Origin of the sequence: Billgrantia tianxiuensis (genome assembly GCF_009834345.1) — a bacterium.
In the GTDB taxonomy this organism is placed as follows: Bacteria; Pseudomonadota; Gammaproteobacteria; order Pseudomonadales; family Halomonadaceae; genus Halomonas; species Halomonas tianxiuensis.
In genome coordinates this window covers 766,406-778,929 of record NZ_CP035042.1, presented here as the reverse complement: position 1 = coordinate 778,929, position 12,524 = coordinate 766,406, and the positions used below count along the sequence as shown (strand labels likewise).

The following is a 12,524-nucleotide window of genomic DNA, read 5'->3' as shown; positions in this document are numbered from 1 at the left end:
GGCAACGTGAGCGATAACAAGGGCTACGCCATGCAGGGGACAAGGGAATGACCGAACCGTTTCGACCAGCCGGCGAAGGGCTGCGCACGCGCCTGTTCCAGATCATCTTCGAATCCGACACACCGCTGGCCAAGGGCTTCGATATCGCCCTGATCGTGACGATCCTGGCCAGCGTGCTGGTGGTAATGCTCGACTCCGTCGATCATCTGAGCGCCGTCCATGGTGAGTGGTTCTACTGGCTGGAATGGGGGTTCACCATCGCCTTTACCATCGAACTCCTGGTTCGCATCTATATTCTCGACAAGCCACTGCGCTACCTGCGCAGCTTCTACGGCATGATCGATCTTGTGGCGATATTGCCCACCTGGCTGATGCTTATCCTGCCCGGCACCCAGACCCTGGTGATCGTGCGCCTGCTGCGCGTGCTGCGGATCTTCCGCGTGCTGCGCCTGATGCAGTTCGTCGGCGAAGGACGCCTGCTAGTGGAGGCGCTGAAGAATAGCGTGCGTCAAATCTTCCTGTTCCTGTTCACGGTGTTCCTGCTGGTAACCCTGTTCGCCGCACTGGTCTACATGATCGAGCCCGCCGAGGCCGGCTTCACCAGCATTCCCATGGCGATCTACTGGGCCATCGTCACCCTGACCACGGTGGGTTACGGAGATATCGTGCCTATCACGCCCCTCGGCCAGGCGATCTCCACCCTGGTCATGCTGATCGGCTATTCGATCATCGCCGTGCCCACCGGGGTGTTCTCCGCCGAGGTGATTCGCTCGATTCGCGCCGACCGCTACTCCGATCAGGCCTGCCCGGGCTGCGGCCACGACCGCCATGAAAAAAGAGCGCTCTACTGCCTCAAGTGCGGCACCTGGCTGGACGAAGAGACGCAAGACCCGAACAGGCCGCAGGAGGACGGCAAAAGGTAGCGCGAATCAGCTGCGGAACGGCGCCAGGTCGCCGCGTCCTTCGCGTACGATGGTCGGCGGCAGCTCGCGCAGGTCGATCACGCTGGTGGCCTCCAGGTGGCAGGCGCCACCGTCGATGATCAGATCCAGATGGGCGCCGAAGCGGTCGCGGATCTCTTCCGGGTCGGTCATCGGCAGCTCCTCGCCCACCGGGATCAGCGTTACGCTCATCAGCGGCTCGCCCAGCGCATCGAGCAGCGCACGGGTGATGCTGTGGTCGGGTACGCGCACGCCGATGGAGCGCCGCTTGGGGTGCAGCAGCAAACGAGGCACCTCGGAGGTGGCGTTGAGGATGAAGGTGTAGGCATCCGGGGTGTTGGCCTTGAGCAGGCGGAACACGCTGTTGTCGACTTTGGCGTAGGTGCCGATGTCGGAGAGATCCGAGCACACCAGGGTAAAGTTGTGCTTGTCGTCCAGCGAGCGCAGCCACTTGATCTTCTCGATCGCCTTCTTGTCGCCCAGATGGCAGCCCAGCGCATAACCGGAGTCGGTGGGATAGGCGACCACCCCACCCTGGCGCACGATCTGCACTGCCTGGTCGATCAGGCGCTTCTGCGGGTTCTCGGGATGGATCTGGAAGAACTGACTCATGATGGAATTCCCTGACGTTAGCGATTCTTGCGGCCCACTCTTGTTGCCCACTATAGCGCGCCGGGGTGGGCGCGTCGCAGCCCGCCGCGACGAAGCCGGCCAGCCGCGGGTGGGTCCATACCGGCGGCACGGCGGTGCGCGGCACCGGGCTCATGCTGCCCGGCGCCAGATGGCCGCCGGGAAAATGGAAGTCGCTGCCGAGAGAGGCATACAGCCCCCTTTCGTCGAGCTGCCGCGCCAGATCGCGGGTGACATCGGCATTCTGGAAGCCGCTGACCAGCTCGGCGGCCTGGCCGCCGGCAGCGGCAAAGTCGTCAAGCAGTTGGCCGCGCTTGCGCCGGGTCAGACCGTGGCGCAGGGGGTGGGCGAGCACCGCCACGCCGCCTGCCTCGACCACCCAGCCCACCACCTCGGCCAGCGCCGGCCAGTGCGCCTTGACGTCGCCCGCCTTGCCACTGCCCAGGTGCTTGCGAAACGCCGTGGCCATGTCGGGTACCAGTCCCGCCGCCACTAGTGCCCGGGCGAAGTCGGGACGGCCCAGCGGACGGTGGGAGCCAGCCTGCTCACGCGCCTTGGCCAGGGCGTCGTCGAGCCCCAGCTTCTCCATACGTTCGGCGATCACTTCGGCGCGGGCTTCACGGGCCCGGGCCTGGGCCTTCAGCCCCTCTTCCAGCGCCCCGCTGGCGCCCTGCGGCAGCAGCGCGACGACATGGATGCCCACGCCCTGCCAGCGGGTCGAGAGTTCGGCCGCCGGCAGCAGGCATACGCCCAGGCGGGCGGCGGTCTCGCCGGCCTCGTTCACACCGGCCATGGTGTCGTGGTCGGTCAACGCCATCAGCCGCACGCCGCGCGCGGCGCACAGGGAGGCCACCTCGGCGGGAGCCAGGGCGCCATCCGAGGCGGTGGAATGCATGTGAAGATCGATACCGAGGGGGCCAGGGTCACCGGCGAAACGCTCGGGCAGGGGGGCAATGGCATGACGCAAGCAAGCAACTTTGTCAAAATGATGGCCCATGGTGCGCGTCCGGCGACGGTCGGTCAACGCACGGTTGGAGTCTGCGGTGATACCGCGCTGCCCCGAGGAACGCTGCGATGCTGTATGCAATCATCAGTGAAGACGTGAAGAACAGCCTGGAGCGGCGTCTGGCCGCCCGTCCCGATCACCTGGCCCGCCTTGAGAAGCTGCGCGACGACGGCCGCCTGGTACTGGTCGGCCCCCATCCGGCGGTGGATGCCGAGGACCCCGGTGAAGCCGGCTTTACCGGCAGCCTGGTGGTGGCGGAGTTCGACAGCCTCGAGACCGCCCGCGCCTGGGCCGACGCCGACCCCTACGTGATCGCCGGAGTCTACGCCAAGGTGACGGTGAAACCGTTCAAGAAAGTGCTGCCCTGAAGACCGGCGTAAAAGAGCCCCGAAAACCGAGGAAGCTGACAAACGTTGCGAGCGATGGCTAGGCAAGGCGAAATCACTCGAAAAAGCGCAGTTTTACTTGGGTAAATGAGCATTTTGAGAATGATTTCAACGCCGCATGGGCGAGCGCAGTAGTTTGTCAGCATTCTCGAAAGCCCTCCCTGACGAGAACGTTTATCCACAGGGGTTTTGCTCACAGCTTCTGTGGATAACGCTGTTGAAACGCCGCGGATGGTCTCCGAGATGCACCATGCCACGCCGCCGCGGCGTCATCGATCATTTTTTGTACACTCTTGCCGGAGGCGCTGGAGAAGCCGTGTCATCGTCCCATGTTCCCCTTCCACCGCTGGCCGGCCTGGAGCCGGCGCACCTCGACTGGCAGCGCGACGACACTGGCGAGAGCGCTCCGCGCTCGACCCGGTTCGACGACGTCTACTTCTCGCGCCATGACGGCCGGGCGGAAACCGAGCACGTCTTCCTCCATGGCAATGCGTTGCCCCGACGTCTGGCCGCCTGGAGTGAACGGCGCCCCTTCACCATCGGCGAGACCGGCTTCGGCACCGGGCTCAACATGCTCTGCGCCTGGGCCTGCTTCGACGCCCATGCCCCGGCACAGGCGCGGCTGCACCTGGTTTCCACCGAACGCTACCCCTTGAGCCGCAACGACCTGGCCCGGGCTCTCGCCGCCTGGCCGAACCTGGCCCGGCGCGCCGAGCGGCTGGTAAGCCAGTGGCCCGAGCCGGTGGCCGGCGTGCATCGGCTGTGGCTCGACGAGCGAGTGACGCTGGACCTCCACTTTGGCGATGCCGCCGAGCGCCTGGCGCTGCTCGAAGGCCAGGTGGACGCCTGGTTCCTCGACGGCTTCGCCCCGGCCAAGAACCCCGAGATGTGGCACCCCGGACTGTTCGCCGCCATGGCCGCCCGTTCGCGGCCGGGCGCGACCTTCGCCACCTTTACCTGCGCCGGGGTGGTCAAGCGCGGGCTGGCCGCGGCGGGGTTTGCCTGGCGCAAGGTGCCGGGCTTCGGACGCAAGCGCGAAATGCTCTGCGGCGAGATCGCCGAGCCGCCTGCCGACACCCGTCGCCAGCGCACGCCCTGGTTTAGCCCGCCAGCGCCACGTCCGCCGCGCCACGTGGCGGTGATCGGCGCCGGTATCGCCGGTGCCAGCACCGCCGCCGCTCTGGCCCGGCGCGGCGTCGCGGTGACGCTGATCGACCGCTTCGACCGCGCCGAGCTGGGCACCACTCACCTGCAGGGGGCGCTCTACGTCAAGCTCGCGGTCGAGACCAACCTGCAGAGCCGCACCTATCTGGCCGGCCTGCTCCACAGCCGGCGCTGGCTGGCCCAGCTCGACCCGGAGCAGTCGTTGTGGCGGCCCAGCGGCGTGCTGCAGCTGGCGCTGGACGAGAAAGAGCATCAGCGCCAAGCGCGCTTCCTGGCCAACCATTCGCTGCCCCAGAGCGTGGTACGCGGCCTCGACGCCGAGACGGCCAGCCGCGTCGCGGGAATCCGACTCGAGGCGCCGGCACTGGATTACCCCGATGCCGCCTGGGTCAGGCCGCTGGAGCTGTGCGTGCGCCTTGCCCAAACACCTGGTGTCAGTTTCCGCCGTGGCGAAGTGACGGCGCTGCACGGCAATGAGACGGGCTGGACGTTGACCCTGGCCGATGGCGAGCGCATTGAAGCCGAACAAGTCGTCGTTGCCGCCGCCCGCGAGGCTGCCGGGTTCAGCCAACTCGCGGCGCTGCCGCTACAGCCGGTGCGCGGCCAGGTCAGCCAACTGGCATTGCCCCAAGGCGCCCCGGCGCTGGGGCGCGTGGTGTGCGCCGGCGGCTACGTGCCGCCGGCGGCGGAAGGGGTGCTCAACTTCGGCGCCACCTTCGCCCCCGGCGACACCGACCTGGCCGAGCGCGAGGCCGACCACGCCGCCAACCTGGCGGAACTCGAGCGCGGTCTGCCCCATTTCGTGGCGGCGCTGCGCGAGGCCGGTGCCGACCTCACGCCCACTCGGCTCACCGCGCGCACCGGCGTACGCGCGGCAAGCCCAGACAAGTCGCCCTACTGCGGGTCGGTGCCCGATGCCGAGGCCTGGCGCCGGGACTACGCCGCGCTGGCCAAGGATGCCAGCCGTGTGCCCGACGTGGCCGGAGGCCACCATCCGGGGCTGTGGATCAGCGCCGCCCATGGCTCCCGCGGCATGGCCAGCGCGCCGCTGTGCGCCGAACTGCTCGCCTCGCGCATGTGCGACGAGCCGCTGCCGCTGGAGTGGCCGCTGGTGGATCACCTGCACCCGGGGCGGCGGATCATCCGCGATCTGGTCCAAGGCAAGTAACTTCCAGGATCCAGCAACTAGGAATCCGTCATCAGCCGCCGCACCTGCCGGTGGCTGACGAAGCGCGGCCCTGGCCGGCCCAGGTGGTAGCCCTGGCCGAAATCGATGCCCAGCTCCTCGACGGCGGCGAGCACCTCCTCGTTCTCGATGAACTCGGCAATGGTGCTGACTCCGAGGCTCTGGGCCAGGGTGACGATGCTCTTGACGAAGGCCATGTAGGTCTCGTCGCCGAGCATGTTGCGGATGAATTCTCCCTCGATCTTGATCACGTCGATGGGGAACTGCTTGAGGTAGCGGAACGACGAGTAGCCCGAACCGAAGTCGTCGATGGCGAAGTTGAAGCCCTCCAGCTTGAGCTCGAGCACGAACTTCTCCAGCAGCTTGAGATTGCTTACCGTCTCGCGCTCGGTCAGCTCGAAGACGATACGCTCCGGCAGGATGTCGTAATCGATGGCCAGTTGATGGATGCGGCCGATGAACTCCCCCACGATCAGCGACTTGGGCGACAGGTTGATGAACAGCATGCCTTGGTAGCCTTGCTCGCGGATCTGGATGAAGGCCTTCTCGATCAGTTGGTAATCCATCTTGTGGATCACGCCGATGCTTTCGGCGATATCGATGAACTCACCGGCCGGCACCAGGCGGTCGTCGAGCTGGATGCGCATCAGCAGCTCGTGAATGTTGACCTCGCCGCTGCGCACGTCGGCGATGGGCTGGAAGTAGGGCACGATGCGCTGCTCCTCCAGCGCACTGAGTACCATCTGGTTCTTCTCGCCCACCTCGCGGAAGACTTCCGCCACCTCCTCCTGTTCCGGCAGGGCGACGCAGTTCTTACCCTTGCGCTTGGCCTTGTACATCATGTTGTCGGCCATCAGGAAGAGGTCATGGGGGTTGCCGGCGTGGTTGGGATAGCAGGCAATGCCGATCGAGGTGGTCGCTCGCACGGTCGTGCCGTCGGGTGCGGTGAGCGCCTGGCGGGTGAGGTTGTCGGCGATACGCAGCGCCACCGAGTAGGCCTGCTCCTCGCCGGTCTGGGGCAGGATCACGGTAAATTCGTCGCCGCCGTAGCGCGCCAGGAAGTCGCCGGGGCGTATCGAGTGCGTCAGGGTATCGGCCACGGCGTGCAGGAACTGATCGCCGAAGGCATGGCCATGACGGTCGTTGACGGCCTTGAAGTTGTCGAGATCCAGCATCAGCAGGCTGAAATGGTCCTGGTGACGCGTGGCACGCCCCACCTCGTAGGCCAGCATGTCCTTGAAGATGCGCTGGTTATACAGGCTGGTCAGGGGGTCGCGGGTGGCGTAGTACTCCAGATCCTTGGTGTACTTGTAGATCGCCTTGACCGAGCCCACCAGGTTGAGCAGCGTCGACAGGATGCCGTCGATCACGATATGGCGGATGGGATCCTGGGCCAGGTCCGACTGCACGCCGATGCCGACGATACCACCGATCTTGGGCGCCTCGAGCAACAGCGACTTGGTCTGCAGGCGGATATCCTCCGGCGTGAGGCTGGACAGCGCCTCGCCCTCGCTCGAGCTCAGGACCGTATGGTGGAATACCTTGAGCACGGTGCCGCCAGGCGGTCCTTCGTGCTTATGTTCCAGCAGTTGGGTCAACAGCTGCTCGAAGGTGGCCCGGGTCTCGGGTGCCACTTCGCGATACCAGAACACCTCCAGCTCGTAGCCCTCGTCTTCCACCTGGAAGATCGTCACCAGGGTATGCGCCTGGATGATAGTGTTGATGTCGGCCAGCAGCTCCTTGATAAACTCGCGCCAGTCGCGCACCACCTCCGAAGTGATAATGAACTTGCTCAGCAGGCGGATCTCGAACTCAAGGATGTCCTTGTCCACCGCCACGTTCCTGAGCCGGCCGACCAAGGCATTAACCTGCTGCAGCGCGTGATCGAGTTCGCGGAAGCGTACCCGGGTGTCGCTGACATCGAGCTTGCGAAAATCCGCTACCGAGTTGACCGCCTCCAGGCGCTCGCGAAACTGCTTGAGGGTAGCCTGGATCCTCTCCGCGAAGAGCTTCGAGATGGCCAGCGCCAGCAGCAGGATCGTCAGCGCGGCAACGATGAACATGGCGACGTAGTTGAGCCGCATCTGGCGGCTGATCGGCGCCAGGTCGTGCTGGATATCGATGACGCCCAGCACGTCGCCGGAGGCCGTGTTCTGGTGGCAGGCGAGGCACTCGGAGCGCGCCACCAGCGGCATGATGCGACGCACCTTGCCATTCTCGCGCCACACCCGCTCATTGCCCGAGGCCAGGGCGGCGCGAATCACGATGTCCATGGGTGGCTGGTCGATCGTTCCGTAGCGCTCCGAAACCCGCTCGCCGCGATAGAACTCGAAGCGATAGCCCGCCCCCTCATGGGCGCGCTTGGTCTCTTCGATGAAGGCTTCCATCTGCTCCCGGGTCCAGCCCTGGCGCATCACCTGCAACATGGCATTGAAGCTCTGCCGGGCCAACATCTCGGAGGTCTGCTCCGCCTGACGCGTCAGAACGTTCTCGTAGAGCAGCGAGGAGACCAGGGTGACGCCGAGGAAGATGATCAGCGAGACGGAGAGGATCGCCACCAGCACGAATCCCTGCAGGGATTTCAGGCAAGCGAGAAGAGCGCGGGCGTGGGTCAGCATCACGATTCCTATCGGAGACAGGCGGTGCCGAGCCTCAACCCTGAGTTACCGGCAGAAGGAAAATCGAGCGCTTATTCTCGGTACATTAGCCGTACCGGCATTTGATCCATGTCAAATCGCCGTTACATTCATGCTCCGTCACGCCTGGACCTTGGTCGTGATCTTGCTAGCCTTCTTCCTCGTCGTCGGCCAAGTCGCGTCCGAAGGCGCGCCACTGGGCCAGCGTCATCACCTCGGTGCTCTCGGTCTGCAGGTCGTGGGCGATGATCAGCTCGCCCCGTTCGAGCTGGCGCTTGAGCTGGCCGACCCAGCCGCGCATGCCCTCGCCGGTATCGGTGGTGTCGTAGCCCTGGCGGGTGACGAAGGCTTCCAGCAGGGCATCCAGGGTCTCGCCCGGCAGCATGCGGTAGGGCACCTCGATGAAGCGTCCGTCGCTCATGGTTCGGCCTCCTCGTCGCCGGGTACACTTTCACCGCGCTCCCAGGCCGCCAGGCGTTCGAGGAAGGCGGCCTCGTCGAGTACCTCGACGCCCAGCTCCTGGGCCTTGGCCAGCTTGCTGCCGGCAGCCTCGCCGGCGACTACCGCGGCGGTCTTCTTCGATACGCTGCCGGCCACCTTGGCGCCCAGCGCCTGGAGACGCTCCTTGCCTTCGTCGCGGGTCATGCTCTCCAGGGTGCCGGTGAGCACCCAGGTCTGGCCGGCCAGCGGCTGGGGACGTTCGCCAACGATCTCTTCGGCCCAGGTCACGCCCTGCTCGCGCAGCGCCTCGATGGTCTCGCGGTTGTGGTCCTGGCGAAAGAAGGTGTGCACGTGAGCGGCCACCACCGGGCCAACGTCCTCGACCGCTTCGAGATCGGCCAGCTCGGCAGCCATCAGCGCATCCAGGGTGCCGAAGTGGCGCGCCAGGTTGGCCGCCGTGGCCTCGCCCACCTCGCGGATGCCCAAGGCGAAGATGAAGCGCGGCAGGGTGGTCTGCCTGGCCTTCTCCAGCGCCGTCACCAGGTTCTCGGAGGACTTTTGCGCCATGCGCGGCAGGCTGGCCAAACGCTCGGCATCGAGCCGGAACAGGTCGGCGGGCGTCTTGACCCAATCGCGCTCGACCAGCGCCTCGATCAGCTTCTCGCCAAGGCCGTCGATGTCCATCGCCCGGCGCGAGGCGAAGTGCTTGAGTGCCTCCTTGCGCTGGGCGGCGCAGAACAGCCCGCCGGAGCAGCGCGCCACCGCCTCGCCCTCCAGACGTTCGATCTCGGAGTCGCAGACCGGACAGCGGCTGGGGAATACGATTTCCCGGGCGTCGGCCGGCCGCTGTTCCTCCAGCACCCGAACCACCTGGGGGATGACGTCGCCGGCACGCCGGATCGCCACGGTGTCGCCGATCATCACGCCGAGACGCGCGATCTCGTCGGCATTGTGCAAGGTGGCATTGGAGACGGTGACGCCGGCCACCGAGACCGGCTCGAGCCGTGCCACCGGCGTGATCGCCCCGGTGCGACCGACCTGGAATTCAACGTCTTTGAGGCGCGTGGTCTCTTCCTGGGCGGGAAACTTGAAGGCTGTGGCCCAGCGCGGCGCCCGGGCGACGAAGCCCAGCTCGCGCTGCAGACGCAGGTCGTCGACCTTGATCACCACACCGTCGATGTCATAGCCGAGGCTATCGCGCTGCTCGCCCAACCGGCGGCAGTAGTCGATGATGCCCCGGCTGCCTGTCACCACCTGAAGCTGGGCGCTGCTACGGAAGCCGAAAGCCTTGAGGTGCGCCATCAATTCGCTGTGGCTGGCGTCACCCGGGTCCGGTTCGATGCGTGCCACCTGGTAGGCGCTGAACTCCAGCGGCCGCGTGGCGGTGATTCCCGGATCGAGCTGGCGCAGGCTACCGGCCGCGGCGTTGCGCGGATTGGCGAATACCTTGCCACCCTCCTCCCGCGCCCGGTCATTGAGTCGCTCGAAGCCAGCGTGGCTCATGATCACCTCGCCACGCACTTCGAGCAGTTCAGGGGCGTCGCCACGCAGTTTGAGCGGAATCGAGCGCAGCGTGCGCAGGTTGGAGGTGATGCCCTCGCCGGTGCGGCCATCGCCGCGGGTCGCACCGCTGATAAGCACGCCCTGCTCGTAGACCAGCGATACGGCGGCGCCGTCGAGCTTGGGCTCGCAGCAGAAGCGGATCGTCTCACCATCGGTTTCCAGGCGCTCGCCCACTCGTTTGACGAAGGCTTCGATCTCCTCCTCGCTCAGGGCGTTGTCCAGCGACAGCATGGGGACTGCATGCTCGACCTCGGGGAAGCCGGCATCGGGCGGCGCCCCGACCCGCTGGGTCGGCGAGTCGGGGGTTACCAGCTCGGGGTAAGCCTGCTCCAGTTCCTGCAGGCGACGTAGCTTGCGGTCGTACTCGACATCGGTGAGCTGAGGCTCATCGAGTACGTAGTAGCGGTAGTTGGCATCGTCGAGTTCGGCGCGCAGCTTGGCGACTTCGTCGAGGGTGTTCTGTTCGGGCTGGCTCATTGCGTCAGGGTTCTCGTCCATGGCGAAGGCCTCGAAGCTCGAAGCCGGCATGACTGCCTAGCTTACCAAAGCAACAACCCCCGTGGGGCTACCTCACGGGGGTCGTCTTCCAGCTTCCAGCTTCCAGCTTTCAACTTACGGCTTTAGTTAGTTCACCTGGTAGCGGTTGAGGCGATTGCGGCGCTCGAACTCCTGCACGCGCTGGCGGGCAAACTCCACGGTCTGCGCGGTCATCACGCTGTGGTTCTCGTCCTTCAGCTCACCGCCCAAGTTGCGCACGATGACCATGGCGGTCTCGACCATCGCTTCGAAGGCGGCAGCGGTATCCAGCGCGCCAGGCAGCGGCATCAGCAGGGTGATGCCCGGGGTGCGGAACTCGTCCATGGCCTCGATCGGGAAGGTACCCGGCTTGAGCACGTTGACCATCGAGAATTGCAGTTCGCTCTCGGGGTCCTCGGTCTCGAAGCGGTGGAAGATACCCATGTCGCTGCTGTAGCGCAGGCCGCAGGCCAGCATCAGGTTGAGCAGCGCCTCGCCGGAGAAGCCCTCTTCGTCGCGCGACAGCACGCTGATGACGATGATCTCGTCGGCCTGGCTCAGGGTGTCGCGTGCGCGTTCGGCGTTGACGTTGTGACGCAGCGCCCGGGCCAGGGTTGGGTGGGCGCGTACCACGTCGTCGTCGGCAATGGCTTCGGCCTCCGGCGCTGCCGGCTCGACAGGCTCCGAATATTCGAGCCTCGAATAGTCGGGCTCCGCAGTTCTTTGACGCGGAGGTGCAAACAGGGGATCGTCGTCGTCGGCCAGTTCGATGGCTTCGGCTTCCAGGCGACGGCGCTCGGCCTCCTTGGCGGCCTGGGCCTCGGCAGCCTCGCGGCGGCGCTGGGCTTCACGTTCGGCTTTTTCGGCACGCAGCTGCTCGCGGCGCGCCTTCTCCTCGCGTTTCTGCTCACGTCGCTTGGCAAGGCGCTGCTGAATGGAGAGGCCAAAACGCTGCACCGACTCGCCCACGCGGCGCGAGCCGCTCTTGATCGAATCGCCCATGCCCTCGAGGTCGACCAGCCGATAGCGCTCGTCCTCGTCGTGGTGTGGATCGTGATCGTCGGGATCGGCGGCCAGCGGTGCCGTTTCGGCAACCGGCTCCACCTCATCGTCGAGTGCGGAAAGGGTCGGCTCGTGACGCTCCTCGGATACCTCCCGCTCCAACGAGGCCCGCTCGGCGGTTGTCTCGTGGGCATCGTTCAGGGAGCGCTCGATGCTGTCGTCGACCCGCTGTGCGGCGGCACTGGCCGGCGCCACATCCTGTTGCTCCACGGTGGCACGCTCGGGCGCGGCGGAGTCGACCACCTGCCGTTCACTATCGCGCAGGTCGACCTCAGGCTCGGTTTTCGCAGCCTGCGTTTCGGCCTGGGCGGCAGCGGCGTCGCGCTCCGTGCTGCGAGAGTGGGCCGTCTCGCTCGGCGTTCGACTCGTTGCTTGCTCTTCTTTACCTTTACCATCGCTTTCACCGCTCGCCTCTACCCGGGAAGGGGTAGGCGAGCCGGATTCCGGCATGGCGGAAGCCACCGGGCGTGAGGCCGCGGTGGCAGCGAAGCCGGCGCCAGGCGCCGCGGTTCTGGCGTCGACGGTGGCTTCCTTCAGGCCGGCCAGCACCCGGGAGGGTCCGGGTGGTCCTGACGTTGAAGCTTGGGCTTCGCCTGTACCTGGGTATAGCTGGCGGGCTTGACGACCCGAGCGCCACCGTTAGGCAACTCCCAGTTGTCTTCTTCGTCGGCCGCATCGGCCACCGCCTGGCCTTTACCCCGATGGTTGTCGTTATCCCCTGCCTGGTCCAGGCGGGGCACTCGGCGCTGACGCTTCAGGCGACGCACTCCATCGATTACGATGAGCGTCACCAGGGCCAGCCCCAGAATGATCAGCCATTCTCTAAGTTCCATGGGTCGTCTTGCCTATCACTAGGGCGCCATGCCGGATGGATGTTCGTCAACAGCATAGCGCGATTGCCGAAAAAAAGGCCACTTTTTTTGTTTGTCAAGCCCCGGCATTATCGCTCGAGAGTCAAATCGACCCTGCGCCTTTCCCTGTCAATTCGCTTTT

9 protein-coding genes and 1 pseudogene are annotated in these 12,524 nt (G+C 65.8%); 3 read left to right on the top strand and 7 right to left on the bottom strand.

Annotated elements, in window-relative coordinates:
• Nucleotides 1-47: 47 nt before the first annotated feature.
• Nucleotides 48-923, top strand: coding sequence for an ion transporter (locus EKK97_RS03580; protein ID WP_159549157.1), 876 nt, complete (start codon nucleotides 48-50; stop codon nucleotides 921-923).
• A 6-nt stretch (nucleotides 924-929) separates the two neighbouring features.
• Here EKK97_RS03580 and EKK97_RS03575 read toward each other — a convergent pair whose 3' ends face one another.
• Both EKK97_RS03575 and EKK97_RS24235 read right to left on the bottom strand, forming a co-directional pair.
• Nucleotides 930-1,553, bottom strand: a complete 624-nt coding sequence (locus EKK97_RS03575) for an L-threonylcarbamoyladenylate synthase (protein ID WP_159549154.1) — start codon at nucleotides 1,551-1,553, stop codon at nucleotides 930-932.
• Nucleotides 1,554-1,650: 97 nt separating this feature from the next.
• Nucleotides 1,651-2,466, bottom strand: a pseudogene (locus EKK97_RS24235) (PHP domain-containing protein); the annotation flags it as partial.
• Nucleotides 2,467-2,645: 179 nt separating this feature from the next.
• Here EKK97_RS24235 and EKK97_RS03560 point away from each other — a divergent pair.
• Both EKK97_RS03560 and mnmC read left to right on the top strand, forming a co-directional pair.
• Nucleotides 2,646-2,945 carry a YciI family protein gene (locus tag EKK97_RS03560; protein WP_159549145.1) on the top strand — a complete coding sequence of 100 codons (300 nt, stop codon included), beginning with the start codon at nucleotides 2,646-2,648 and terminating at the stop codon, nucleotides 2,943-2,945.
• Nucleotides 2,946-3,279: 334 nt separating this feature from the next.
• Nucleotides 3,280-5,295 carry a bifunctional tRNA (5-methylaminomethyl-2-thiouridine)(34)-methyltransferase MnmC2/FAD-dependent 5-carboxymethylaminomethyl-2-thiouridine(34) oxidoreductase MnmC1 gene (mnmC, locus tag EKK97_RS03555; protein WP_234286574.1) on the top strand — a complete coding sequence of 672 codons (2,016 nt, stop codon included), beginning with the start codon at nucleotides 3,280-3,282 and terminating at the stop codon, nucleotides 5,293-5,295.
• A 17-nt stretch (nucleotides 5,296-5,312) separates the two neighbouring features.
• Here the strand turns inward: mnmC and EKK97_RS03550 are convergent, their stop codons facing one another.
• From EKK97_RS03550 to EKK97_RS25600, 5 genes are all read right to left on the bottom strand, one after another.
• Nucleotides 5,313-7,931 carry a putative bifunctional diguanylate cyclase/phosphodiesterase gene (locus EKK97_RS03550; RefSeq protein WP_159549139.1) on the bottom strand — a complete coding sequence of 873 codons (2,619 nt, stop codon included), beginning with the start codon at nucleotides 7,929-7,931 and terminating at the stop codon, nucleotides 5,313-5,315.
• 166 nt (nucleotides 7,932-8,097) lie between these two features.
• The gene (locus EKK97_RS03545; RefSeq protein WP_159549136.1) at nucleotides 8,098-8,370 is read right to left on the bottom strand and encodes a YheU family protein; all 273 of its coding nucleotides are present in this window, start codon (nucleotides 8,368-8,370) and stop codon (nucleotides 8,098-8,100) included.
• Nucleotides 8,367-10,430 (bottom strand): NAD-dependent DNA ligase LigA, encoded by a 2,064-nt coding sequence (gene ligA / locus EKK97_RS03540; RefSeq protein WP_159549133.1) that lies wholly within the window; start codon nucleotides 10,428-10,430, stop codon nucleotides 8,367-8,369. Before ligA ends, EKK97_RS03545 begins: the two co-directional genes overlap by 4 nt.
• A 147-nt stretch (nucleotides 10,431-10,577) precedes the next feature.
• Complete coding sequence (gene zipA / locus EKK97_RS03535; RefSeq protein WP_340162918.1) at nucleotides 10,578-12,080, bottom strand: cell division protein ZipA; 1,503 nt, start codon at nucleotides 12,078-12,080, stop codon at nucleotides 10,578-10,580.
• The gene (locus EKK97_RS25600) at nucleotides 12,065-12,364 is read right to left on the bottom strand and encodes a hypothetical protein (RefSeq protein ID WP_340162917.1); all 300 of its coding nucleotides are present in this window, start codon (nucleotides 12,362-12,364) and stop codon (nucleotides 12,065-12,067) included. The genes zipA and EKK97_RS25600 overlap by 16 nt, the downstream gene beginning before the upstream one ends.
• Nucleotides 12,365-12,524 lie beyond the last annotated feature (160 nt).

Excerpts from the sequence above, each read along its gene's own strand:
- EKK97_RS03580 (WP_159549157.1), top strand. The coding sequence starts at position 48 with ATGACCGAACCGTTTCGACCAGCCGGCGAAGGGCTGCGCACGCGCCTG.
- EKK97_RS03575 (WP_159549154.1), bottom strand. The coding sequence starts at position 1,553 with ATGAGTCAGTTCTTCCAGATCCATCCCGAGAACCCGCAGAAGCGCCTG.
- EKK97_RS03560 (WP_159549145.1), top strand. The coding sequence starts at position 2,646 with ATGCTGTATGCAATCATCAGTGAAGACGTGAAGAACAGCCTGGAGCGG.
- EKK97_RS03550 (WP_159549139.1), bottom strand. The coding sequence starts at position 7,931 with ATGCTGACCCACGCCCGCGCTCTTCTCGCTTGCCTGAAATCCCTGCAG.
- EKK97_RS03545 (WP_159549136.1), bottom strand. The coding sequence starts at position 8,370 with ATGAGCGACGGACGCTTCATCGAGGTGCCCTACCGCATGCTGCCGGGC.
- ligA (WP_159549133.1), bottom strand. The coding sequence starts at position 10,430 with ATGAGCCAGCCCGAACAGAACACCCTCGACGAAGTCGCCAAGCTGCGC.
- EKK97_RS25600 (WP_340162917.1), bottom strand. The coding sequence starts at position 12,364 with ATGGAACTTAGAGAATGGCTGATCATTCTGGGGCTGGCCCTGGTGACG.